Consider the following 25,086-nt stretch of genomic DNA (forward strand, 5'->3'; position numbering starts at 1 on the left):
TTGTCACCGGTGTTTCTTATGGTACATTTATTCTATTTCTACAGCCAGGGTGACCCGGGTGCCCTTTCCGGGAACGGAGGCGATAGAAAGCTCTCCATCAATGGCCCCGGCACGTTTTTCCATATTCAGCAGGCCGTTGCCCCGCCTGATACTTTCCCGGTGGAAGCCTTTACCGTCGTCGGCCACGGAGATCGTCAGCGTCCTGCCTGTACAGGCCGTGGAAATACATACAGACCTGCAACAGGAGTACTTTACCAGGTTGTTGATAGCCTCCTTGAGGATCAGGTAGATATGCTGCCTGCGCAGCATATCCAGCCGGACTGTCCTCACCTGTTCGGGTATCTTAACTTCATACTCTATCTCCTTTGCTTCCAGCAGGGTAGAGGCGAACTGCTGTATCCGTGACATCAGGTTTCCAACGGTATCGTTCTTTTGACTGATGCTCCAGACGATATCATCCATTTTTTCCATTAGCAGCAGGCTGCGTTCATTGATCTCCCGGATGATGTGCCTGGACTTTTGTTCGTCTTCTCTGCTGGCCACCTCGCTGAGGATCGAGATCGAGCTAAGGCTGGAGCCCATATCGTCGTGGAGGTCGGCAGATATTTTATTCCTGAGCTGTTCGAGCCGCAGGGCACTCTTCAACTGGTATCTGTAAATCGTATAAACGACCCAGGCGAGCGCTAAAGCCAGCAGCACGAAGAACCACCAGGTGAGCCAGAAAGGGGAATGGATATAAAAGGATACAGCAGCAGGGTGGGGGCTCCAGCCACCGGCCTCATTTAATGCCCGTACCCTGAACGTATAACGGCCTGGCTTGAGGTTATAATTTACATTATTGCGGGAAGTGGGTAGGCCCCATCCGGTATCCAGCCCCTCCAGCATATACTGGTATCGCAGTTGATCCGCATTCAGCAGGTTGATCCCCGTGAACTGGAAAGAGACCGTATGGTGCGCATAGTCGAGGTCGGCGTGTTTTTCAGCAACCGTATACGGCAGCCAGGTGCTGTCTTCCATGCCACCCAGCAGCAATTGGGTGAAGTAGACAGGCGGACAAAGGGTATCGGGAACGACCGCTTTCGGGTAGTATTTCATTATGCCTTTATTGGCAATATAGAAATAGGGGCCGCAGGCCAGCACACTACCCGATTCATTGCCGACAACAGCTTTGTCGAAATGCAATTGTTTTATCGAGGGGCTGGTACAATTCCCGGTGAGGCTGTATATCCCATTGTTGGTAGCAATGTATATGGTGTCGCCGGATTTAGACAGTTCTTTGATCCAACTGGCTTTTAACCCCTGCCGGTTATCGAGATGGCAGGGAATGGAATCGTTCTTTAAAGAAAAGATGTATATCCCGCTGGTGCGGGTACCCGCAAGCAGGTGCCCCCGGCCATCACCCAGGAAGCAGCGGATGCGCAAATTGGTAAAGCCGTCCGCAGGACCATAGGTTTTAATAGTGGTCAGGCTGTCGTGATCCCAATGAAACACTTTTATTCCGGAGTTTCTAAAACCTGCCCAAAGGTATTTTGCCGTATCAAAATAGAGGCTATAAATATCATCCTGGTGTGCGGCAGCATGGGAAACCTGTCTCATCGTGGCACCCTTCCACCACCAGATATTCCCGTCGATATCCGCAAGCCAGCTGCCCCCGTCTGCGCCTTTACATTGCGAGACGCTATGCAAGGAGGATACCCGGCTCACCGATCGGCCTGTGATCTTTAAAATTCCTGAACTGCTGCCGGTCCATAAGTCGCCGTTGGGGTCCTGGCAAAACCAGGAAATAAAGCCGATAGCCACATGAGCCACCTCGTAGATGCTATTAAATCCCCGGTTGTTCTTTTCCCTATACAGCAGTCCATTTTGCGTCCCAACCCATAGCGTGCTGTCCCGGCCGATTGCCAGCCGGGTCATGGAGTTATTGCCCGGCAGGTATTTTTCCATATCGTCAAACTGGTAATACACCTGGCCCAGCCTGCTGAGGCCATTGTTGGTGCAAAACCAGGAAATGCCCCGGCTATCGCAGTATATAAAGTTGACATAAGAAGCGGGCAGCCCATTCTCCTGGCCAAATCCGATGATGGTCTCTTTGTTGATCAGGTATAGCCTTTTCCCGAATACCCATATACTATCGTCACCGATGTGGGCCATACTGGTGATATACTCTTTGTCAAAAAGATAGAGGTCGGGCGTTTGCCTGTCCAGGCTGGCCAGGGAATTGAATTTGAAAAGACCGGTTTGGGTGCCCAGCCAGATAGCTTGTCGTGTAGTCGTTATCCTTGTTATTGAAAGTTGCCGGAATAGGCTTTTGGACAAACGCCATTTTCCTTTTTCAAGGGTATAATGGAACAATCCACTATTGGTGCCCAGCAGGAGGCTTCCGTCCCCGAGCGCTGCTATGGAATAGCAAGCCGTTTGAAGGGCAGTGTTGTCCGGGTCGAAAAGGGAAAAATGCTTCCCATCAAAGGCAAAGACATTCATGTCTGTCAGGCAGATATAGGAGCTGTCCTTTAATTGCAGGAAGTCGAACACATTATTGCAAATGGATTCAGGGTGTACACTGTCCGGTAAGAACCGGGTAAAGCGGTTGCCGGAAAACCGGTAGATGCCATCGTAAAAGGTCATCATCCAAATGTTGTTCCGCAGGTCCTTGTAGAGGTTGGTGATGTTTAAATATCCCGATGAGGCTGCAATGGGCGGCTCGTAGAAATTCTTCCCGTCGAACCAGTTGATGCCGTTGGGGGTGCCTACCCATAATAGTCCCCTTCCGTCTTCCATGGCAGCCGTGATATTTTGATAAGACAGGCCGTCCTTCTCCGAGAAATTCTTAAACGGGTATAGTTGCGCCCTGGCAGGTGCGGTGAAGAAGACCAGGAGGACAGCATACCAATAACGGGAAAGGGGCATGATTATGGATCTAAGATAAAATTCCGGGAGTAACCGCAAAAAGCTGCCTTTCCTGAATGGATGCAGGAGCTAAAGGCGACAGGAGTTTGTCAAAGACAACAGGTCAAAATCCTGCTTGAAGAAATGCCAGGACCCAAATAATTACAACAAGCATTCCTGCCTGATAATAAGCCCAGCCAGGACCCATGCCATTCTCCTTATCATATTGCACCAGACTGACAAACACCCCAACGATGGGTATCCAGTATATTAGTTTATTAGTCATAAACCAATCGTTAGTCAAAGTCAAAGTTACATCAATTGCCTGTTTTGGCAGTAATTTTGTGTATTTTGCAAGTGCGCTCAGGGGAAGTGAAACAAGCCTATTACTATGGAATCAATCAGGATCAGGTGTCCTAAATGTAATTGGGAACCGGATGGAAAGCCTTACTGGAGATGTACTTGTGGACATAGATGGAATACCTTTTCTACCGGCGGAAGGTGTCCTGCCTGTCAAAAAGTATGGGAAGATACGCAGTGTATTGACCACGCTGGTGGCTGTAATCAGTGGTCCCCGCATCTGGATTGGTACGAAAACCTTGATAATGTCGTCAAAGAGATCAACCAGCAAATCGCGGAACCTTTTGTATAGAGTGCTTTATCCGTTTTCGATGCGGGTGTCTTGTTGCACTTCGGGTCTTTTCCGCACTTTTGTACCGATGTTACTTTTGCCAAAGTGGTAAGTAAAGGTCAGGCTGGCCCTCGCGCTGTAAGTGATCCGTTGCCAATTCAGCAGGAGGGCATCGCTTTCCCGTAAAAAACTTGGTCGGCGGATATTGAAGATATCCCGGCCATTCAGTGCCAGGCTGGCTTTGTTATGCCAAAAATCATACCTGGCTCCTGCATCGATGCCATAAACCGGACGGTACCTGTCCTGTATAATGACATCGGCGGCCTTATAATCGGCCCGCAACTGAAGCGTTAGGTTTTGGGCGAGGGAAAAGTTATTGGTTATGTTTGCATTCCAGCTTAACCCATGCGTGGCGCCGATACCATACGCAGAATCAGCATCGTTGATCCGTTGGTACAGGTTTACGTTGACGGTGAAATCCCATGCCTTCACCGGGTGAAGATTGCCGATGAACTCAAGACCGGTAGTAATGGCCCGGGGTAGATTTTGGGCTATCGTAAAGGTCACATCATTCACCGGGGCAGTCTGAATGTGCTTGATGACATTATTTACCCGGGTGAAATATGCTCCCGACGTCAGCGAGACCTTAGGCCTGGTGTAGGTATATGTAAACTCTACCGAATGAATGTCTTCGGGTAATAGCCGGGGATTTCCAGCGTCATAGTTCACGGGATCGGAGACATCCAGGAAAGGGTTTAATTCTCGCGGCGTAGGTCTGTTCACCCGCCGGGAATAGCTCAACTGTACCTGGTGGCCGTCACCAAGCCGTTTTATCAATAACAAACTGGGATATAGCCCTTTGGTATTTACCGAAATAGGCAGCGCAACCAATTTGCCGGACGAATCAAAACTTTGCACATCGGCATTAAACCTGCCGAGCTCTGCTCTGACGCCCAATTGGATGCTAACCGAATGTATTTGTCGTCGGAAAGTGATATAAGCGGCATGCACCTGGCTCGTGCTCTTAAAGAAATTGATCAGGCTATAATCCGGTTCATAGTCACCGTTTGCCTTGGAGAGGTTGAAATCCCATTGTTAGTTGCCGGCTGTGCCGATCTGGCTCCGATAGCCCGTTTCCAGCCTACCGGCCTTACCAATGGGCGCCGTATAATCCAGCTGAACATTATAGTTGCTGCTGTGCCCTAGTTTGCTGTCCTTCAAGGTCGCGGTGGAGTCTGTTGTATAGCCGTTGATATTGGTAATGTAGGTAGTGTAAAGCTGAAGGTTATTGGTGACACCCCGCGAATAATCAAAATCGAAGGTCAGCTCTTTTTGCGGCTTACTGAATTTGTGCGTGTAATCGGCTGTCAGCTCATAGCTATTACCATCGCCCGTAGTACCGTTGTGCCGGGTGCTGAGCTCCACGGGCAAATGGGCGGCCGTCAGGTTATCTACTGTTAATGATTCATCGCGGTTGGTAGTAGAGGTATTATAGCCGCCGGAGAGGCTTAGCCCATCTTTGGCGCTGAATGCATAATCGATTCCGGCCTTGGCGGAATGCAGACTGGTGATGGTAACAGATGGGAATGTTTCGTTGGAATAATAGGCAGGGTCGGGAGACTGCAGGTAGATCATGTCCTGGAATCCATTGCTGTAGGTATTCCGGCGCTGGTAGCTGTAATTGCCGTACAGATTGATCTTGTTATGCTGATAGGTTATAGCCGCAGCGGCGTTATAGTTGTCCCTGGTACCCGCGGTTATTGCAACGGAGCCATTAAATCCTGAAACATTATTCTTCTTCAACACGATGTTGATAAGGGCCTGCCCCTCGGCGTCATAACGTGCCGAAGGGTTGGTGATGATCTCCACCCGGTCGATAGCACTCGCGGGAATGGATTGCAGAATTTGGGCGACCGTCCCTCCACCGATGAGGGAGCGCTTGCCATCAACGAGAACCTTCAGGTTGTCCGCTCCCCGCAAGCTCACATTGCCGTTTGCATCTACCTGCAGAGTAGGGATATTTTGCAGGAGATCGGCAGCCGATCCACCGAGACTAACGAGGCTTTGGTTAACGGAAAAGACCTTTTTATCCGGGCCGTTGCGGATCGTCGGAGCCCTGGCGGAGACCGTGACCTCGGTCAGCAGCCTGTCTGACGGGATCATGGTAAGATCGCCGAGACTTATTGTCGGGTTTTCCGGGGAGAAAACGAGGCTGTCTCTGATCAAGGGTTGGTATCCGGAAAAACTTATCTTACAGGTAAATATACCGTAAGGTATCTCATCGACATCAAACCTGCCTGATGAATCCGTTTGCGCAACCCGTACAGCAGAGAGCGTGTAAGGGTTAAGTATTGACACTGTCGCATGAGCAATGGGCTGGTCTTGTCTGTCTTTTAGCCTTCCCTCCAATCTGCCCATAACCTGTGCGGGCAGGTCGGCAGTTGCACTCATAAGGGAGGTGATCAAAAGCCATCTTTTCAAGAGAGGTGTTAAAGCAGAAATCATGATTTTTTGCTGCGAAAAAATGCCAGATATTTTTGGCTGAAAAATTTGTTCAACCCGCAGGTCAAAAGGCTAATCAATCTCCTGAATAGACCTTCATTGAGGAAAACAGGTGGTTTGTTGAAAGGAAGAGGCTGTCAATGGGAAATCGGGTATTTTGCAGCGGGAATGGATAAAATAAATTTATTTAAAGAAAAGGCAACGCTGATCAGGCTGCAATACCTGGTATGGGCTGCCATACTGCTGATCAGTTTTTTCGATATGGTATCCGACGATGGGGTCAAGCGATCGGCGGCTTATGCCATCAAGAATTCCTGCGTGTATGCCCTGATCATATATGGTAATATCCACTTCCTGTACCCGAGATTCTATCAAAAGAGACGCTATGTCCTGTATGCAGCAGGGTCCGTTCTGCTGCTACTGGTGGCCGGCGCCGGAAAGGTCTATCTTTCTTTGGCCATCAGTAATAAGTATTTTGCTGCGGCGCCCAGGCTGTTGGATGTCGGAACATATATCACTTTCGTTTTATCAGGCATCACGGTCTTTGTGCTGAGCTTTATCTTCCGGCTAGCCCTTGCTTATTTCATGATAAAACAAGCATCGGAGGAGGCCTTATTGCAACGGAGCCAGTTCGAGCTCAAACTATTAAGGGCGCAAGTGCAGCCGCATTTCCTCTTCAATACCTTGAACAATATGTATTATGAGGCATACCTGGACTCGCCCCGGACAGCGCTGCTGATCGAAAGGCTCTCGGACATCATGCGGTATTTTGTCGACCAAAGCATCCAGGAGACTGTTCCCCTGGGTACGGAAGTACAATTCCTGGACAACTATATCGCGCTGGAGAAGATCAGGATAAGGCCGGAGCCCGAGATCGAATTTGAAAAGCGGTTTTCTGCCGGAACACCTATTCCGCCCATGCTGTTGATGACCTTTGTGGAGAATATCTTCAAGCATGGCATTGATAAAATAAGCGGCTGCAATAAGATCACGATATCTCTGGTTCATCAAAATGGTTACCTTTATTTCAAAACAAAAAATACCATTAACAGGCATGCGGACCAGAATATGCCGGCCGGACTGGGTTTAAAAAATCTTCATAAGCGATTATCTATTTTGTATGACGCCGGTTTTGAGCTGGAGACTGTCAATGACGGCCAATATTTTACGGCTGCCTTAAAAATACCTCTGCATGAATCTACGGTGCATGATAGTTGATGATGAACCTAATGCGGTGAATTTGCTGGAAGTGCTTATAGGACAAAGCACGTCGTGGCAGCTTGTGACTAAATGCTACCATGCGCTGGAAGCCATTGCTTTTTTAAAGGAAAATGCGGTTGATCTTATTTTCCTGGATATCAATATGCCCCTGCTCACCGGCATGGAACTGGCTGGCCTGCTATCCAGCGAAACGGCTATTGTCTTTACGACCGCCTATTCGGAGCATGCTGCGGAAAGCTATTCTTTCAATACCATCGATTATCTCTTAAAGCCGATTACGCTAAAGCGATTTCTGACAGCCGTAAAAAAGGCCGAGACACACTTTCAGTCTCGTATGCCCGTAACAGGCAAAGAAGAAAAGGCTAATGAATACTTTTTTGTCAAATCGGGAACCGAACTGCGAAAGATCTTTTTACCCGAGATACTTTTCTTCGAAAGCCGGAAGGAATATGTGCGCGTCGTAACCCGGACTTTCGAAGTTTTGACCTACCGGCGTTTAAAAGATATTGAAGCCCAGCTTAGCATGCCATTTGCGCGGGTGCATAACTCCTATATCATCAATATCAGCCAAATGAATAAGATACAGGATAACCACATTCATATTGGGGATATACAGGTACCGATTGGCGAAAAGTTCAGGGACGGACTGATGGAGGTGATCCGTAAAAAGACATTTTAATATATACCGGGCCTTACGCCAAAAAACCCGCTGCGGGAGCGGGTTTCGTAAGACGAAGTGAATTATGGCCGGGAGGATGGCGGCGCCGCAGGCAAAGGAGCATCAAAATTGAGCATTTGCCGGAATATCCTCCAGCCCTGGTCCGTCTTTTTCCAGATGTTGATGACCTTTCCCTTAGCCAGAGAATGCCGATCGGCATCGAAAACCTCGAAAGCGCCCTGCTCGGTCACATACTCGCCGGTTTGTCCGTATAATCCCAGCGAAGTGAATACGGTGTTCCTTATCCCATTCTTGCGGGTATTCTTATAAAACTGGGTGAGCCCCCCCTGCCCGCAGAAAGCAGGCTGATTTGGCACCAGCATGCATCCATCCGGAGTAAAGGTCTTCAGGAAGAGGGCGGAGTCGCCATTGATAAAGGCTTCCTTGACTTGCATGGCAACCATTTGAAGCTCATCGACAAGGGTATCGGTACCGTTATGCGTGCGGCCGTCGGGCCTGTCGGGCAAGGAGCCAATGGAACGGCCGGTAAAGGAAAAGACTACAATGAGCGCTGGTAACAGGATCAGCGTTGACGGGTGAAATTTTACTTTTTTCATGGTTTTTAATATTGATAGTAAAGTACGGTCAGAATTTTTCTGAAGTACTTGCCATTTGACAAGAAATACATCTCGCTGCTCCGAATTCATTTCCACCGGATCACTACTTGCCAAATGGCAAGCTCAGTTAGAAATATTAGCACTTCCTTTGAGAAGAATTTCAAACATTCATTATTCAATTTCTAACAAAGTTTATTATGGAAAGCAATTCAATTACATTTAATGGATCTATCGCTAAAAATTATGATCACTATCTCGGTCCTTTTTTATTCGAGCCATATGCCGAAGATCTGGTCGGCCGGATAGAAACTGCCGCCGGCTCCAACATATTGGAACTGGCTTGCGGCACGGGAATAGTAACGCAGCGCCTTGCAAGCCATTTATCCGGCTCCGCTGAATTAACTGCTACCGACATCAACGCTGACATGCTTACTGTCGCGCAGGAGAAAATAGCAGCGCCCAATGTTTGTTGGGACACGGTCGATATGGCTGCAATTCCCTATGAACACGATCTGTTCGATACCGTTGTTTGTCAATTCGGGCTGATGTTTGTACCGGACAAACCCAAGGCGGTCGCTGAAATCCACCGGGTGCTCAAAAAGGGTGGAAAGTTGCTTTTCAATGTTTGGGCAAATATTGCAGATAACCCGGTATGGAGGATTTACAATACCCTCATATCCAAGTTTCTCCCAAGCACACCGCTAAACGCTGGGGTCGGCCCTTTTTCCATGGCTGATGAAAACTACGGATCATCCCTTCTGCAACAGGCCGGTTTTGCCCGTTATAAGGTTGAATCTGTAGCTAAAACAGGAATTTGCGATACAGCTCTTGATGCTGCCAATGGTTTTGTCCTCGGCTCTCCGCTGTACAATTTCATCAAAAACGACCCGTCCCTGGTCGAGCGGTTCCGCGATGCCCTGGAAGAAGCCATAGGTCTGGAATTAGGCGACAAGCCTGTTCGTTCTCCACTCCGGTCGCTGGTGTTCAGTGCGGAGAAATAATTTCACTATTTTTATCACTACTATGAATAAGGAGCCTGTTATTAATTTTATCCGGGATACGCTTTTGTCGTCGAATGTGTCGATCTCGAGAAAGTTGCTTGAAGAAATAGCGGGTCATTTTGAACCCACAAGCTTTGCAAGGAACGACTATTTTGTGACCGCGGGAAAAGTGAATACCCATCATTTCTTCATGACGGAAGGTTTCATGCGGGCATTTACGTACAACCCTGAAGGCGTAGAGGTGACCACAGACTTCTTCAAAAGTAATAGACCCGTTTTTGAGGCGACTTCCTTTATCACAAAGACAAGATCCATAGAGAACATTCAGGCCATTACCAATTGCGAAGGCTTTCTGCTTTCCTCCGAAAAGTCAAACGAGCTATTTCATGCCCTTCCTGAATTTCGGGAATTCGGTCGCCGGATGCTTCTAAATGAATTTGCGGCTTATAAAAAGAGAACCCTCTTACTGATCACTCAAACCGCTGAAGAAAGATATGCCGAGCTGATCAATACCAATAAGGAGATCTTTCAATATGCACACCTAAAGCATATAGCGTCTTACCTTGGGATCACGGACTCCTCGCTTAGCCGTATTCGAAAAGATTTTTCAAAAAAACAATGATCAACCATGACAACAATAAATAATTACCGTTCTGCTTCGAACATCGTTTCAGCAAAAGAATGGTTCGACACCGGTGTGCGGTTACCTTACGACCCGGTAGCAAAAACCATATTGGATACAAATCTGCCAGCTGCGGCAAAAAGTTTGTATGTTTTCAATAGATATATGACCCATCCAATGCACAACCGCAACAATATAATTTCTTTTCTACCCGGCTATCCATTCGGATCGTATGACTGGTCTAAAATTGATGCTTTGCTGGAAGCACAGGAGCCGCTTAACCGGCTGTTTGTTGAATATATCGGTCAGGGCGAATCGGATAAACCCGAAGACTATCCATACTCCACTTTTGAAAGGGCGAACCAAGTGGAAGCGATATGGAAGTATCATAATGTTACCTCTACATTTGCAGTGACTTTTGATTATTCCTCTTTAGTAGTCATGGAGCTGTTGCGAAGGCAGCAGGAAAAAATAGAAAAGGGAATACAACCATCCACTTTGATCACAAAAGTATTACTCATCAATGGGGGATATTTTACAGATGGGCACTCTCACCCCATCCTTACCACCCCGCTGCTCAAGACCAGATTTGGCAAAAGAAGCACCATGAAAGCCCAAACGTCAGACTATACTTTCAATAGAATGATAAAAGGTATGTGGTCCAGGAAGTATAAGGTGAGCGAAGCTGAATTAGCCGAAGCGCGGGATGCCATCAGAAGAAGGAATGGAGCGCTGTTTCTTCACTACGCCGCCGGTTTTGTGGATGAGCATAAGGCGAATGGAGAAAGACTGAATCTGCTTCCCATTGTTGAAAAGATGCACAAAGATGTTTCGTTTTATATTATTGGAAGTGATAAAGACCAGTTTGAGCCCAGACAGGTGAAATTGGCGAAAGAAAGACTGAATAAATACGGAGTGGGTATAGAGGTACTGTCCGGAGGTCATATGATACCGATGGAGCAGCCGAAATTATTGGCGGACAGGATATTAGAAATAACACGACAGCCATAAGATCAAATTTTGTACTATTCAGTACAATATTATACCTTTGTCTGGAAAACGATACCCATGGCAGGCCGCCCCCAAATATTCTCCGAAGATGAAGTGTTAGAAAAAGCCACCCAGCTTTTCTGGTGTAAAGGTTACGAAGCCACCTCTACCGACGAGCTGCTTTCCGCCATGAATATTGGTAAAAGCAGCTTCTATAACACCTTTAAAGGCAAAAGAGAACTATTTGAAAGGGTAATAGAAAACTTTGTCAATCAATCCGTAGCTGCATTACAAAAGGACATCGAAGCCGGGGTGGACCCTATCCGATCGATCAGAAATTTCTTCGGGAAGCTGGCCACCTCGCCACAGAGCACCCATCAGAAAGGGTGCTTTATGGGTAATACTATTGTAGAGCTATCGAATATCGATAAGCCACTCGAGAATATGGCCATCAGGCGATTGAAAAAAATGGAACAGCTCTTTCACGATCAAATAAAAAAAGGACAACAGACCGGACAACTAAAAACCAGGGAAGATCCTGCTGTCATTGCGCGTTACCTGATCACGATGTGGAATGGCCTCAATATCACCCGGCGCATGTATCCGGACCCTGATTGCCTGCTGCCGCTGATCGAAATGCAGCTATCTATTTTGAAGTAATTTTTTTTGCCCAATAATGTACCATTAAGTACAAAATACAAATACACGTATATGAAAGTCTCCTTCACACAAGTCGACACAGCCTGCATGGTTATCAACATCAACGGATTTGTCATCGTCACTGATCCTGCTTTCGACAAAGAGGGCAGCGAATACGAAGGCGCCAGAATTTTATATAAAACAGGCTCGCCAAAACTACAACCTGCGGCTATCGGACCAGTAGACCTGGTGCTGCTTAGCCATGACCAGCATAAAGACAACCTGGATAACGCCGGCCGCGAATTCATCAAAACGGTGAAGCAGGTTATCTCTACCCCGGGAGCAGTGGAACGACTGGCACAGGACAACATAACAGGACTCAGCGAATGGGAAAGTCTCGCCATCGCAACCGATAAAATACCCGGCCTCCGCATCACCGCCACCCCCTGCCAGCATGCACCTACACAGGAGCTGACAAAAGTATCCGGACACGTTATTGGATTCATGATCGAGTGGGAGGGCCAGCAAAAAGGCGCACTCTATGTATCCGGAGATACTATATACTTTGAAGGTATCGAAGAGATCGCAAAACGGTTCAATGTGCACACCGCAGTACTGCATGTGGGTAAGGCAGGCTTCCCGCAAATCAATTATATGCCCTTGACTTTTTCCACCGAAATGGCTATTCGGACAGCCCGGCTACTGAATGTGGAGAAATTTATCCCCACGCATTTCGAAGGTTGGAAGCATTTCAATGAACAACCTGAATATCTATATGATCAAATAACCCATTCAGATATTAAAGAAAGATTGCTTTGGTTGCAGCCAGGCTCACCAGCTTTAATTGAAATTTAAAGGGCCGGCACTACTGCCCTCTCGTTATTTGAAAATCAAAGAATCTTCCTTGCTTTCAAAAGAATATTCTTCGCAATACTATCTTTCTTTGTTTTGATCAAATAACCAAAAAAACAAAACAATGACTTATCTACAATCTGCCAGAGCGCACTGGGATGAAATCAAAGCCGCACTGAAGCAAAAATATCACCATCTTAAAGATGAGGATCTAAAGTATGAAGAAGGTAAGGAAGAGCAGTTTTATACCACGCTGGAAAAAAAGCTGGGTGTAGAGCGTGCTGAAATCGATAAGTTCATTAAAGAGCAGCATGAGTCGATTCAAAAGAAGGCAAAGGGGCATTAATTACGATATTATTTCTGCAAAAGACCGGGCTTCGATCAGGCCCGGTTTTTTTTTGCAAATGGAGGACCGCTTTGTGCTAACCGGCATCGGCCATTTCACGAACATTCTTTTGCGCATCAAATGACCGTTTGGTGGCAGTCAAGCTCTTTTTACCATGAGTGAGATAAAGCGCAAGAGCCGTGAAGATCACCCCGCCAACAAGGTTTCCAAGTGTGGCAGGTATCTGGTTTATCACCCACCAATCCTTGAAAGTCACTTTAGCACCAAGCAACATGCCAGCGGGTATAACGAACATATTCACTACAGCGTGTTCGAATCCCTGAGCGAAAAAAATAAAGACCGGGATCCAAGCCGCGACGATCTTACCCAATGTTGATGACGATGTCAGCGACATAACAACTCCCATTGTCACCATCCAGTTGCAGAGGATCCCTTTTGTAAAAGCCGTTGCAATGCCTGCCCCACCATATTGTGCGTAGCCAATTGTCTTTGTTTCGGCGATCTTGATGATTGCTGCCGCAATGGGAGAATTACCGGTATGCCCAAAGTTGGTAACGGATACCCAGAATAAAACGGCATATAGCAGCGCTCCCAACAGATTTCCTGTATAAACGATCAGAAGATTTTTGATCATCTGCTGCATTCTGATCTGCTTGTCAAAATAAGCAGCAGGCAAAACTGCGAAACTTCCGGTCACCAACTCAAATCCCATAACCACTACTATGACAAAACATGCAGGAAAAACCAAGGCTCCTACTATTCCCAGGCCGGTCTGCACAGTGGCGGTAATTGCCAGTGTTGTGCCGAAACCAAGAATAGCACCCGAAAGCGCGGCTAGTATCAGCAAGTTTATGGATGACAATTTTATTTTATCCTTTCCCGATTGGATCATGAGTTCGACTACTTCTCCAGGTTTCTTGTAATCCATAAGTGCTTTTTGGATGATTTATTTAGAACAAATTGTTTAAAATTATATGTAATAAAGGTATCTAAATTATTTGCATTTCACCGATATATTATATGATTCATATTATATATTTATTAATGTAATATATTTTTTGGCTAACGGATAAAATGACAACACACTTGGTTGACACCTAACCATTTGTAAGCTATATCTTCTACAATATCCAAGTATTTCTATAGTCCCATACTATCAGACAAAATACCTTGCACCCCCATAAAGAATACGCTAACTATGAAAATGAGAAATGTAACTTTTATCCTCGTGCTGGGTATCCTTATCCTTTTTTCTATGTGTAATAAGGTTAACCCACCCGCCGCCCCCGGAAACCCGCCCCCGCCTATAGGAGGAGGTGGCCGTGTTGATACTGGGGCCAATGGAAAAACCAACCCTCCCCAGTTGGTCAGTTTTTCTCCGGAGACAGGCGCTATTGGCGATACTATTAGTATTACAGGTACCGGTTATTTCAACGATATAACGGTGAGCTTTGGCAATACACTAGCACAGGTGATCAGTGTAATTAATACCACCAACAACAATGTAAAGACCGCAGTGATCACGGTATTGGTACCATCGATGCCTGATATAACCACAAAGATCAATGTGAAGGTAGATACCTTGTTATTGACATCTGACAAAAACTTTACCAGGACATCTATTACGCAATTTTCCGGATTTTCACCAGCTAGTGGATTTATCGGGGATACCATTACCATCACAGGAGTATTTTATAAAACTACGCCTGATGTCAAATTTGGAGATGTCCGTGCATGGGTATATGGGAAAGATAGTAAGACGCTGAAGGTAGTAGTTCCGAATGAAATAGATAATGCAAATCCTACGATCAGCGTGATTGACGGACAAACCATGACAAGTGCAACTCCCTTTCAGTTAAAAGCGCCGGTGATCGACTCTATATCCCCTAAGACAGCCTATTTAGGGCAGGTGATAAGAATAAAAGGAAAAGGATTCCGTAATTCCTACCTATTCAACCAGGTGTACATGGATAATTCAGCTGTAAGCACTTATCCTGAAAGCACTACGTCCATACCGGTTGATACTAAAAATGCGGGGCTCGGAACACACGGTTTTGCTGTAGAAGTTGCCGGTTTGAAAACCCTGGCAAAGGACTCCGTGAAGCTGATTGCGCTGACTGCGCCGGTGATCGATTCCATTACACCGGATACACTTATTGATCAGGATATCCTTACTATTTATGGGCATCACTTTCTTTCTCCTGATCCTAATGATCAGCCTACAACAGTCTCAACCCTTCTCAATGGCATTGTCACCAATTTTAACATATTGGACATTTCAGATGATAGGATCCAGGCGATGAATCCTTACTTATCTGATGGGAAATATAAGATAACGGTAACGGTATTGGCCTCCTCTGTTACGTATGGCACGCCGTTTACGTATATTGGCACGCCCTGATAATTTAATGCCTACTCAGATCTAAGCCCCTTCACCGGATTCATTATCGCCGTCTTCACCGCCTGGAAGCTGATCGTCGCCAGGGCGATCGCTTGAACGAGCAGCCCGGCCAGTGCGAAGACCGGCCAGTGCAGCTCGATACGGAAGACAAAGTTTTGCAACCAGTGCTGCATCCCCCACCAGGCGACGGGCGTGGCAATCAAAAACGCGATCAATACCAACATCACGAAATCCCTGGACATCATCGCCACCAACTGGGTAGCGGTGGCACCGAGCACTTTTCGTATGCTGACTTCCTTGGTGCGTTGTTCGGCCATAAAAGCAGAGAGAGCGAAAAGGCCGAGGCAGGCGATGATGATGGCCAGCACGGCAAAGCTGGTAAAGATGGAGCCTTGTCTTTGTACGTCGGCGTACATTGATTTGAAGCGTTCATCCAGGAAGGTATAGCGGATGGGCTGGTCGGGCGCGAACCTTTTCCAGAGAGTGGTTACCTCGGGTATGAGCGTCCCGACGTCGGCCGTATTCATTTTCACCGATATCACCGATGGGCTTACGCCCAGGGAAAGACAGACGCCTTCGATCTGCCACCGCATGGACTCGTAATTGAAGTCCTCGACCATCCCGATGATGTGCATCGGGGTGCCGAAGTGTTTGATGGTGTGTCCGACCGGGTGGGGGCCCAGGCCCATCTTTTTGGCAAAAGTCTGGCTGATGATGACTGCGGCGCTGTCGCTGGTCATGTCTTTGGAAAAATTCCGGCCTTCGATGAGGTGCATACCCATTGTGGGGATATAGTCGTAGTCGGTTGTCCAGTACTGGGCATAGTAGGGCGCATCCGAAGCATTGTCGGTAGTCGCGTTGCCGTCCTTGAAGTGATAAAAGGCGTTCCCGTTGCGCTTGCCGCCGGATATGGGAAGGAAATCGCTGATGGAGACACTTTTGACCTGGGCCAGTTTGGACAGTTCGTCCTTAAAGGTTTTGGAGTCGGACAGGGTATTCGTGCCCTGGATGAGGAGAACCTGGTCTTTGTCGAAGCCCACCTTCCGGTGCAGTATGTACTGCATCTGCCGGTAAATCACGAAGGTGCCGATGATCAGGATGATGGAGGTGGTGAACTGGAAGACCACGAGTACGCTCCGGAGCATATTGTTCCGGGAGCCCCTTGACACCTCTCCCTTAAGCACTTTGATGGGCTTGAAATTGGACAGGTAAAACGCGGGATATAACCCGGCGGCTATCCCTATGACAAAGGCGGATATAAGCATCACCGGAAACAGCCACCACTGGCCCCAGGGCATGGTCAGGCTTTTATCAGCCAGCCGGTTGAACCAGGGCAGTATGGCCCAGGCCAGGACCACGGCGAGAATGAAAGAGAACAGGCTGTACACGAGCGATTCCGCCAGGAATTGCTGTATGAGACTGCTCCGGTTGGAGCCGACGACCTTGCGCAGGCCTACCTCCTTTGCCCGGTTGGCCGATCGCGCCGTGGATAGGTTGATGAAGTTGATACAGGCTATGACCAGGATAAAGGCCGCTATGCCCCCGAACATCCAGACAAACCGGATGTCCCCATGCGAGGGGAGGTCGTCGCCGATATCGTATGACTTGAGGTAAATATCGCTTATGGGTTGGAGTTCCAGGTCGAGTTTTTTGGAATCCTCCACTGCGTTTTTGTTCCCGGCATCCAGCATATTCGGGATCATGTACTTGGTAACGATGTGGTCCCGCATGCGGTGTACAAAGGTTTGGGGATCGGCCCCCGGTTTGAGCAGAACGTAGGTCTCGTGGTTGTTGGCTCCCCAGTAGTCGCTTTCTCCGGGGAACAATACGACGTTCTTAAGCGTGAGGTAAAAGTCGAATTGGAGGGCCGATGACCTGGTGTCCGCTATAACGCCAGATATTTTATAGGGATGGGTCCTGTCGTTGTTCAGATAGAGCACTTTGCCAACCGGGTTTTGGCGCGGAAAATACTTATCCGCCTTGCGCCGGGTGATGACGATCGTATTGGGCTCGTCCAGAAGGTGGGTCGGGTTCCCATAAACGACGGGCGCCCCGATGGCGTCCATGAAACCCTGGTCGGCATATGTAAAGCCCTCTTCATAGGTATTCTCCACCTGGTTTTCGGCTTTGACCTCGTTACTGCCCGCTCCGTAAAACAAAGGGTTGGCCATAAGGTTTCCCGCCTTTTCCACCTGGGGGAAATCCGTCATCAGGACCTTGGAAAAAGGGGCGGGAAAATCTGTTCCCCTGCCTACGTCGTCGCCCTTGTAAACGTTGATAACCCTGTACAGCCGGTCGCTGTGGGGATATTGCCTGTCGTAGGACAGCTCGTCCTTTATATACAATGCGATCAGCAGACAGGCGGCGATGCTCAAGGCAAACCCGCCGATCTTGATCAACGAATACATTTGTTGTTTTTTCAGCTGTCGAAGGGCGATCGTGATGTAGCTTTTGAGCATATAACAGGTTTTATTCAGATGCTAGATTGTCGACGGGGTTGGCCACGGGGCTGCCCGGCCCATGGGTGTACAAAGCGGATGCCTTTTTGTTAAGACGCTGATTATGAGTAGTAAATGGTTTGGGGATCCGCAGGGTATTGTTCGAATTTGATGCACTTGAGTGTACGGTATCGGCCTTAGATTGCCAGTCATTTAAAGCCCGGATTGCTAAGTTGCTTCTGAAAACGACAAAGCCTCCGCTTATGACTGTAATATTTGTTACATTTTGACATGAAACAACAATAATAGCAAATGCACGAGGCTTTAATAAAAAACCTACGACGGCACATTGATCCAACCAGGGAAGAAACAGAAGTTTTTTTATCCCTTTCCGTTTCTAAAACTATTAAAAGGAAAGAACTTTTGTTGAAAGAAGGCGATATGGCAAGGCATCAGTTCTTTGTGATCAACGGTTGCCTGCGGACCTATACTATTGACTCAGGCGGCAAGGAACATGTTTTGATGTTCGCCCCCGAAGATTGGTGGTGCAGCGGTGATTTGAATAGCTTTTTGTCGGGACAAAAGAGTGTCAATCTGCTGGAGTCGTTGGAGCCCACAACCTTATTACAGATCAGCAAAGACAATTTGGACATTTTGTACCAGCGAGCGCCAAAATTCGAACGATTTTTCAGAGTATTATTTCAAAATGCCTTTGTCTTTCATCAAAACAGAATAAATGCCAACCTTTCGCAACCTGCAGAAGGGAGATATGATCTATTTACAAAAGCTTACCCTGATCTTGAAAACCGGATCCCGCAAAAATATATTGCCTCGTACATCGGTGTTACCCCAGAATTTTTTAGCCAGATGAAAGCAAATTTGTATCATAAAAAATCATAAGGTACATTATTTTTTGGCGCATGATAGGATTGTTGCTTTGTTGTATTAAATCACTAAAAACATGGAAAGCAAAGCAAACCTACCGGGTATTTTCAGCGAAAAGCCCTTTGCCGAAAAAAAGTTTATTGAGATAAAGAACCGTCGCATGGCTTATATTGATGAAGGTGAAGGCGACCCTATTGTATTTCAGCATGGCAATCCTACTTCTTCTTATCTCTGGCGGAATATAATGCCTTATTGCCGTGGTCTTGGGCGCCTTATTGCCTGTGATCTGATTGGCATGGGTGACTCGGAAAAGCTCCCTGATTCTGGACCCGAACGATATTCTTATTTAGAGCAGCGTAGTTTTCTTTTTGCACTTTGGGAAGAGTTGAAATTGGAAAAGAACGCGATACTTGTGCTTCATGACTGGGGCTCTGTATTGGGCTTCGATTGGGCAAATCAAAACCGTACCCGCGTACAGGGTATCGTCCACATGGAGGCATTAGCGATTCCTTTTAAATGGGATGAATTTGAACCTAATGTACGTGATCTATTTAAGGCTTTACGCTCTCCCGCCGGAGAAGAGTTGATTTTAAAGAACAATGTGTTTATTGAGAAAGTATTGCCAGGAGGAATTTTCCGGGAGCTCAGCGATACGGAAATGGCAGAGTACCGGCGGCCCTATCTTAACGAAGGTGAGGATCGCCGCCCAACATTATCATTTCCACGTCAAATTTCTTTGGATGGAGAACCAAAAGAAGTGGCTAAAGTAGTGGCTGAATATGGAGATTGGCTTAAACAAAGTCCAGTTCCTAAGCTTTGGATCCATGGTAACCCCGGCGCAGTGGAAAATGACAGCATGCGAAAATTTTGCCGTACATGGCCCAATCAAACAGAGCGATCAGTAAAGGGAAAACATTTTTTACAAGAAGACAGCCCGATGGAAATTGGGGAAGCAATTGCTGAATTTGTAAAAAGATTGCGCTAGTGAGAAATAAGAAAAGCCTCCGCTACTGCGGAGGCTTTTTAGCTTTAGACCATTGTCGCCCTGGCAGGACAATTCTCGAACCAATTCGTCGCTGACCTGAGACGATTAGCGAACCTAGCGATTTGAAAACCAGTGTTTTCAGTCGCTTTTTTTATTTTCACCCGCCAAGCCCCCAAAAGTTAAAGAAATGTTAGACGCTACCGGAAAAGGCTACGTCAAACGGCCAAAAAAGGGAGGTCGCCCGTTGGGGTTGCGCGTTGGGGGCTCCCTCCCCGGTTCTCCGGCTTTCCTCCCCCGCAAAAGGTCGAAGGCTACGCGGGTGAAAGGCATGTCCCAAATGAAATTTTTGAAAACCATAAATATTACAATCATGGCAGACCTGAAAAGAAGAACCCTGCAATTGAGCAGCGGTAAGCAAGTGAAGCTGTTTGGCAACAGCGTTGCCATTGGCAAGTCTTTGGAAATCGGAGAAGGTGGTCCCCCGAATATTTTGTCGCTCGTCGAAGAACAGCCGGACGATAAAATACCCGCTGGGCTATCGAATCCGCATCGATTGACGGTAGACGAACTGATGGATCTGGCGGATTTCAATATCCAATTATGGATGGATTTAAAAGCCGGACTACGGAAATACGGCCTGGTTGATCCGAAGATTTTCGGCCAGGACGCGGCAAAAGCGCCGTCCGCCAGCCAGGAGAAACCGGATGCCGGTCGCAGACGTAAAACTGCGGAGAAAGAAAGCCAATAAGGAGTAAGGGCTTTTAGAGTTTTTAGGGCGAGCGGTGTTGTTGTCGGACAGAAAGTCCTCCAACCACGCTCGCTTTTTGCTCCCGTTGGTCGCAAAAAGAGGCCGGCCTATCGGCCGGCAGAAAAACAGCCTAAAAAAGTGAGATATGGAATCAGTGCGGTTGAAAAAAAAGAAAGGTGGAAGACCCACCAAAAAACTCAAAAGAGAGCTTCGAATTACTGCCCGGTTTAGCAAACTGGAACATTATATCCTTCAACAAAAATCCGGGAGGGCCGGAATTAATATTTCGGAATTTCTCCGGCAGGCGGCCATTACTGCTAAGGTCACAGCCCGTGTAACAGAAGAAGAACTACATATTATCCGGCAATTAATCGGAATGGCGAATAACCTTAACCAGATGGCAAAGGTCGCCAATAGGGAAGGTATGGCCAGCATCCGCCTTCTTTTGGAAGCTTGCCTCCAGCTAATTCATGACCTTCTAAATAAGCTACAGCATGGTGAGTAATGTATTCCCCGGACATTCCTTTTACCATGCGGGTCGTTACGTTTCAAAGAAACCGGGGGCGGAACTGCTGGACTATGTGGGTGTAAGAGGATATGATTACAAGCTGATGGCAGAGGATTTTATCACCCAAAGTGAACTACGGCCCTCCAAACAAAAGGCTTGTTTTCATGCTGCCCTGAGTTTTTACCCCGGTGAGAAACCCACGGATGAAACCATGACGCAGATTGCCCGGGAATACCTGGAAGGGTTGGGCATCGTAAATACCCAATATGTCATCGTCAAACATACCGACAAGGCGCACTTACATTTGCATATCCTGGCTAACATGGTGGACAACGACGGCAAGGCTATCAAAGACGGCTGGATCGGGTTACGCGGAAAAAAGGTCGCTCAACAATTAACCCGGAAGTACAAACTCATCCCGGCGAAAGGCAAAAACCTCGATTTGACCCACCTGGAAGCAATGAGTCAATCGGAAGTAAACCGGTACAAGATCTACCAGGCCATCGTAGACAGCCTACCCAATTGCCGTTCCCTTCAAGACCTGGAATTACGCCTAATGGCCCAGGGTATCCACACCCTTTATAAGTATAAAGGGCAAACTCAGGAACTACAAGGGATCAGCTTCAGGATCGGGCAGGATCGTTTCAAAGGCAGTCAGATAGACCGCAAATTCTCACTGGGAAACCTGCAAAAAGCCTTGGCAGCTATGCGCCAAAACCGGGATATTACAGCGTGGCTTTCTCCGAAGGAGCGAAAAAAAGCGTTACTTATTAAATCCGCCACCCGGCAGTCAACGGCCCCCGAACCGACGCACCAAGTGCAACTATCGCCCTTAATACAGGCGTTATTAAAGCCCGTTGAATCAGAAGGCGGTGGGGTACCCTATGAGTTGACCGATGCTTACCGCCGCAAAAAGAAGAAAAAGAAAGGTCCAAGCCTGTAGCTATTTACAAGAGAAACAGGGCAGGCTCAGGCATGACCAGCCACATTGACGGAGCCAATGGTAGGGTTCTTCCGATTCGGGGCGCAGTGCGGCCTGAATCTCTCCACTTGCTTGGACGACCGTTTTTTTGTAAGTTTGCTATATGTACACTAAGGAGCAAATATTAGACTTACTCAGCCGGAAAAAGCCTGAATTGCAAGGGCGTTATCCTATTTCTGAATTGGGGTTATTTGGCTCGTACGCTCGCGGAGACTACAATGAAAAAAGCGATATTGATATACTGGTTGATTTTAATGATCGCATCGGTATTGGGTTTATCAAATTGGCGCATGAATTAGAGGACCTATTCAAACAAAAGATTGATCTTGTTTCCCGCCGGGCTATCAAGCCCCGTTATCTTCCTTTCGTGGAAAAAAGCCTGATTCATGTCTGAAAGAGATATCCCGTCATTGCTTCAGGATATTCTCGAAGCCATCGGCAACATAAAGGACTTTACAAGAGGTATAACTTTTGATATGTACTTGGGTGATCTTAAAACCAAGCACGCCGTAGAACGGAATTTTTCAATTATTGGAGAAGCAGTTGCAAGAATCGACAAGCCTTTCAGGGACAAATATCCTTCTGTTGACTGGCGCGAAGTGAAAGATTTCAGGAACATCATTGTCCACGATTATTTTGGTATTGATGATACGATAGTGTGGGATATAATACACTTAAATCTGGATCAGTTAGAAAAAGACATCGTTGTTATCCTGGCATCTGTTTCATAACGGATGCACTAACAAGCGGAAAAAGCAAGCCAGCGCACTTACATAAATGCCCTGGCTTGCCTAATTTTAATTCCGTGATGGCGGAAGCTATTTCAACGCCTTCAGTATGGCTTTCCCTACGCTCGCCGCCGATTGTGGATTTTGACCCGTGATCAACCGTCCGTCTACGGCCACATTGTCACTCCAATTAGGTGCATACTGGTACAAACCACCATGCGCCTTCAGGGCATCAGCCAATAGGAAGGGAACGATCTTGGTAGATTGCACCTCTTCCTCCTCGTCATTGGTAAATCCAGCCACTTTCTTCCCATCCACCAAAGGCGTTCCATCGCTTAAATGAACATTGACCAGCGCAGCAGGCCCGTGACAAACCGCGGAAACGATCTTGCCACTCTCGTAAAGTTCACGGATGACCTTTGCTACGATCGGCGCCACCGGAAAATCCCACATGACACCATGGCCGCCGGCGAAAAAAATCGCATCATACCGATCTACATCCACCTCCTCCAATTTGAGCGTGTTGGCGATCTGGTGCCGAAAACCTTCGTCTGCCCAAAACCGTGCATTCACCGCATCATTGAAGTCCTCCAACCCATCCAGCGGAGCAGCTCCCCCTAATATCGAGGCAATATCCACTTGAACGCCGGCATCCCTCAAAACAGCGAAGGGGTGCGTAACTTCGCTCAAATTATATCCCGTGGGGATCCCTGTGTCACCCTTTTGGCTACAGCTTGTAACAACGAATAAAACTTTTTTCATAAACTAAAATTGTTTGTCTAAAACAGTATAGTCAACTTTTTGAAAGTGTTTGAAAAGTGGTAAGCCCGACATCAATTGCTTAACCTTTTCCTGATCTATGCCCTGGAATATCAGCACGGCGCCGCTGGCAGCCTCTTTAATGAGGATGTGCTCAAGAACACCTTCCTCCTTCCATTTTGCAACAACTGCAAATTCATTGGGCAATAACTCCTGGATGTTTTCTACCGGCCCTAGCACGGTATTTACCATTACTCTGTTCATAGTTTGTATTTTATCTTTTGAATTCCGCAGCAATCTTTGCGACCCGCTGGCCTAAGTATGCTGCCGTTTTGAGATCACTTTCACCCGGCGTAACTTCCGGACTGGCATTATCCGATTGCGCCATGGCACCCAGCCAGCTACCTAATGAGTTAAGATCTTTAGTGGGCTCCTTGCTGGTTGGATTCGCGGGATGCAGATCGAGCCCAACCCATATCATACCATTCTGCGCTGCAAATAATGCGATAGACATAAGTGTATTCAGCTTATCGCCACTCTGGGCCCCTGAATTGGTGAACCCGGCGGCAATCTTGTTACGCCACTTCAAATCCCACCACACTGCCTTAGTAGAGTCCTCAAAAAACTGCTTAAATCTGGCACTAATGAGGCCATTGTAGGTGGGCGATCCGAATATAATGGCATCACTTTTCTCCAGGGTTTCCCAGGGTATGCCATTTTCCGCCACCGGAATAAGATTCACTTCCACTCCTTGAACTTGTCCTGCCCCTTTGGCTACAGCTTCCGCTTGCTTTGCTGTGTGACCGTAGCCACTGTCGTAAATAATTGAGACGATCATATATATATTCTTATTTTAATCAATACTCCTGCCTCGTCGGCCTGAATAATATTTCATTTATATCGACCTCCTCCGGCTGGCTGATAGCGAAGGCAACGACACGCGCAAACGAGTCGGAGGGGATGGCATTCATTTCGTAAAATTGCTGGTAGCCAGCCGCCATATCCGGCTCCGTAGTTCCCCCCGTAAGCTCCGTATCCACCGCACCTGGGGAAATAATGGTCGTACGAAGATTATAGGGCTTTACCTCAAGCCGCAATCCTTCGGATATCGCTCTTACCGCGTGCTTGGTTGCTGCATATACCACACCATTGGCCCCAACCTTATGACCAACAACCGATGACACGTTGATGATCTGACCAGATCTTTGTTCCTTCATATGTTGCAGTGCAGCGCCAATGCCATACAGAACCCCTTTTATGTTGATGTCGATCATCTTATCCCAATCGTCTATCTTTTGACGCTCCAACGGAGACTGTGCCATTAGACCGGCATTGTTAATCATGACGTCTATACGCCCATACGTTTTCACAGCCGTATCCACCAGATTTTTCACTTGCTCATACTTAGTGACGTCGGCAGCTATAGCAAGCGCCTGGCGTCCATTTTTGACGAACTCACCCACCAAAGCCCTAATGCGTTCAATACGCCGTGCGCCTAATACAACGATTGCACCCTGGCTGGAAAGTTCTCTCGCCGCCGCCTCCCCCAGACCACTACTGGCCCCGGTAATTGCAATTACTTTTCCTTCGATATTATTCTTCATATTGATTAATTTATTTGCTCAACCTCATTAACGATACAAAGGTATTTCGAGGGCTTCGCCTGCATGTAACCCCGATTACAGAA

Annotated in this window: 24 protein-coding genes and 1 pseudogene; 16 read left to right on the forward strand and 9 right to left on the reverse strand. The window is 47.3% G+C overall.

Features of this window, described 5'->3' with window-relative positions:
- Positions 1–27: 27 nt before the first annotated feature.
- Together IEY39_RS02425 and IEY39_RS29695 are read right to left on the reverse strand one after the other, a co-directional pair.
- On the reverse strand, positions 28–2,907 hold the full coding sequence (locus tag IEY39_RS02425; RefSeq protein WP_188928157.1) for a sensor histidine kinase: 2,880 nt from the start codon (positions 2,905–2,907) through the stop codon (positions 28–30).
- 637 nt (positions 2,908–3,544) lie between these two features.
- A pseudogene (locus IEY39_RS29695) lies at positions 3,545–6,022 on the reverse strand (TonB-dependent receptor domain-containing protein).
- Positions 6,023–6,187: 165 nt separating this feature from the next.
- On the opposite strand from IEY39_RS29695, the gene IEY39_RS02440 reads away from it, so the two are divergent.
- Both IEY39_RS02440 and IEY39_RS02445 read left to right on the forward strand, forming a co-directional pair.
- The gene (locus IEY39_RS02440; protein WP_188928161.1) at positions 6,188–7,237 is read left to right on the forward strand and encodes a sensor histidine kinase; all 1,050 of its coding nucleotides are present in this window, start codon (positions 6,188–6,190) and stop codon (positions 7,235–7,237) included.
- Entirely contained in the window at positions 7,227–7,919 is a 693-nt protein-coding gene (locus tag IEY39_RS02445) for a LytR/AlgR family response regulator transcription factor (RefSeq protein WP_188928163.1), read from the forward strand. Before IEY39_RS02440 ends, IEY39_RS02445 begins: the two co-directional genes overlap by 11 nt.
- A gap of 62 nt (positions 7,920–7,981) precedes the next feature.
- Here the strand turns inward: IEY39_RS02445 and IEY39_RS02450 are convergent, their stop codons facing one another.
- Positions 7,982–8,515: a YybH family protein gene (locus IEY39_RS02450; RefSeq protein WP_188928165.1), complete on the reverse strand. Its 534-nt coding sequence runs from the start codon at positions 8,513–8,515 to the stop codon at positions 7,982–7,984.
- Positions 8,516–8,712: 197 nt separating this feature from the next.
- Between IEY39_RS02450 and IEY39_RS02455 the strand changes: the two genes are divergently transcribed.
- The 6 genes from IEY39_RS02455 to IEY39_RS02480 all read left to right on the forward strand — a co-directional run bounded on the left by IEY39_RS02455 (position 8,713) and on the right by IEY39_RS02480 (position 12,965).
- Complete coding sequence (locus IEY39_RS02455) at positions 8,713–9,516, forward strand: class I SAM-dependent methyltransferase (protein ID WP_188928167.1); 804 nt, start codon at positions 8,713–8,715, stop codon at positions 9,514–9,516.
- 22 nt (positions 9,517–9,538) lie between these two features.
- Positions 9,539–10,138, forward strand: coding sequence for a Crp/Fnr family transcriptional regulator (locus IEY39_RS02460; RefSeq protein ID WP_188928169.1), 600 nt, complete (start codon positions 9,539–9,541; stop codon positions 10,136–10,138).
- Between the two features lie 6 nt (positions 10,139–10,144).
- A complete protein-coding gene (locus tag IEY39_RS02465) occupies positions 10,145–11,149 on the forward strand; it encodes an alpha/beta fold hydrolase (protein WP_188928171.1) in 1,005 nt (334 codons plus the stop codon).
- Between the two features lie 57 nt (positions 11,150–11,206).
- Positions 11,207–11,788 carry a TetR/AcrR family transcriptional regulator gene (locus tag IEY39_RS02470; RefSeq protein WP_188928174.1) on the forward strand — a complete coding sequence of 194 codons (582 nt, stop codon included), beginning with the start codon at positions 11,207–11,209 and terminating at the stop codon, positions 11,786–11,788.
- Positions 11,789–11,839: 51 nt separating this feature from the next.
- Entirely contained in the window at positions 11,840–12,622 is a 783-nt protein-coding gene (locus tag IEY39_RS02475; RefSeq protein WP_188928176.1) for an MBL fold metallo-hydrolase, read from the forward strand.
- Between the two features lie 121 nt (positions 12,623–12,743).
- Complete coding sequence (locus IEY39_RS02480; protein WP_188928177.1) at positions 12,744–12,965, forward strand: general stress protein CsbD; 222 nt, start codon at positions 12,744–12,746, stop codon at positions 12,963–12,965.
- Between the two features lie 76 nt (positions 12,966–13,041).
- Here IEY39_RS02480 and IEY39_RS02485 read toward each other — a convergent pair whose 3' ends face one another.
- The gene (locus IEY39_RS02485) at positions 13,042–13,893 is read right to left on the reverse strand and encodes a formate/nitrite transporter family protein (RefSeq protein WP_188928179.1); all 852 of its coding nucleotides are present in this window, start codon (positions 13,891–13,893) and stop codon (positions 13,042–13,044) included.
- A gap of 270 nt (positions 13,894–14,163) precedes the next feature.
- Here IEY39_RS02485 and IEY39_RS02490 point away from each other — a divergent pair, with 270 nt between their 5' ends.
- Complete coding sequence (locus IEY39_RS02490; RefSeq protein WP_229688735.1) at positions 14,164–15,366, forward strand: IPT/TIG domain-containing protein; 1,203 nt, start codon at positions 14,164–14,166, stop codon at positions 15,364–15,366.
- Between the two features lie 11 nt (positions 15,367–15,377).
- Here the strand turns inward: IEY39_RS02490 and IEY39_RS02495 are convergent, their stop codons facing one another.
- Positions 15,378–17,825, reverse strand: coding sequence for an ABC transporter permease (locus IEY39_RS02495; RefSeq protein WP_188928183.1), 2,448 nt, complete (start codon positions 17,823–17,825; stop codon positions 15,378–15,380).
- Between the two features lie 291 nt (positions 17,826–18,116).
- Between IEY39_RS02495 and IEY39_RS02500 the strand changes: the two genes are divergently transcribed.
- The 7 genes from IEY39_RS02500 (at position 18,117) to IEY39_RS02530 (ending at position 22,643) form a co-directional block, all read left to right on the forward strand.
- Positions 18,117–18,704, forward strand: a complete 588-nt coding sequence (locus IEY39_RS02500; protein WP_188928185.1) for a Crp/Fnr family transcriptional regulator — start codon at positions 18,117–18,119, stop codon at positions 18,702–18,704.
- A 61-nt stretch (positions 18,705–18,765) separates the two neighbouring features.
- Positions 18,766–19,674 (forward strand): haloalkane dehalogenase, encoded by a 909-nt coding sequence (locus tag IEY39_RS02505; RefSeq protein ID WP_188928187.1) that lies wholly within the window; start codon positions 18,766–18,768, stop codon positions 19,672–19,674.
- A 370-nt stretch (positions 19,675–20,044) separates the two neighbouring features.
- Entirely contained in the window at positions 20,045–20,422 is a 378-nt protein-coding gene (locus IEY39_RS02510) for a hypothetical protein (RefSeq protein ID WP_188928188.1), read from the forward strand.
- Between the two features lie 145 nt (positions 20,423–20,567).
- Complete coding sequence (locus IEY39_RS02515) at positions 20,568–20,927, forward strand: plasmid mobilization protein (protein ID WP_188928190.1); 360 nt, start codon at positions 20,568–20,570, stop codon at positions 20,925–20,927.
- Complete coding sequence (locus IEY39_RS02520; protein ID WP_188928192.1) at positions 20,917–21,873, forward strand: relaxase/mobilization nuclease domain-containing protein; 957 nt, start codon at positions 20,917–20,919, stop codon at positions 21,871–21,873. The genes IEY39_RS02515 and IEY39_RS02520 overlap by 11 nt, the downstream gene beginning before the upstream one ends.
- Positions 21,874–22,015: 142 nt before the next feature.
- The gene (locus IEY39_RS02525; RefSeq protein WP_188928194.1) at positions 22,016–22,306 is read left to right on the forward strand and encodes a nucleotidyltransferase family protein; all 291 of its coding nucleotides are present in this window, start codon (positions 22,016–22,018) and stop codon (positions 22,304–22,306) included.
- On the forward strand, positions 22,299–22,643 hold the full coding sequence (locus IEY39_RS02530; RefSeq protein WP_188928197.1) for a HepT-like ribonuclease domain-containing protein: 345 nt from the start codon (positions 22,299–22,301) through the stop codon (positions 22,641–22,643). The genes IEY39_RS02525 and IEY39_RS02530 overlap by 8 nt, the downstream gene beginning before the upstream one ends.
- A gap of 87 nt (positions 22,644–22,730) precedes the next feature.
- Here the strand turns inward: IEY39_RS02530 and IEY39_RS02535 are convergent, their stop codons facing one another.
- The 4 genes from IEY39_RS02535 to IEY39_RS02550 all read right to left on the reverse strand — a co-directional run bounded on the left by IEY39_RS02535 (position 22,731) and on the right by IEY39_RS02550 (position 25,003).
- Positions 22,731–23,330 carry a type 1 glutamine amidotransferase domain-containing protein gene (locus IEY39_RS02535; protein ID WP_229688736.1) on the reverse strand — a complete coding sequence of 200 codons (600 nt, stop codon included), beginning with the start codon at positions 23,328–23,330 and terminating at the stop codon, positions 22,731–22,733.
- Between the two features lie 75 nt (positions 23,331–23,405).
- Positions 23,406–23,663: a hypothetical protein gene (locus tag IEY39_RS02540; protein WP_188928201.1), complete on the reverse strand. Its 258-nt coding sequence runs from the start codon at positions 23,661–23,663 to the stop codon at positions 23,406–23,408.
- 10 nt (positions 23,664–23,673) lie between these two features.
- On the reverse strand, positions 23,674–24,237 hold the full coding sequence (locus tag IEY39_RS02545; protein WP_188928203.1) for a flavodoxin family protein: 564 nt from the start codon (positions 24,235–24,237) through the stop codon (positions 23,674–23,676).
- 19 nt (positions 24,238–24,256) lie between these two features.
- Positions 24,257–25,003 carry an SDR family oxidoreductase gene (locus IEY39_RS02550; protein ID WP_188928205.1) on the reverse strand — a complete coding sequence of 249 codons (747 nt, stop codon included), beginning with the start codon at positions 25,001–25,003 and terminating at the stop codon, positions 24,257–24,259.
- Between the last annotated feature and the right edge of the window lie 83 nt (positions 25,004–25,086).

The sequence above is a fragment of the Puia dinghuensis genome (assembly GCF_014642875.1).
Lineage (GTDB): Bacteria > Bacteroidota > Bacteroidia > Chitinophagales > Chitinophagaceae > Puia > Puia dinghuensis.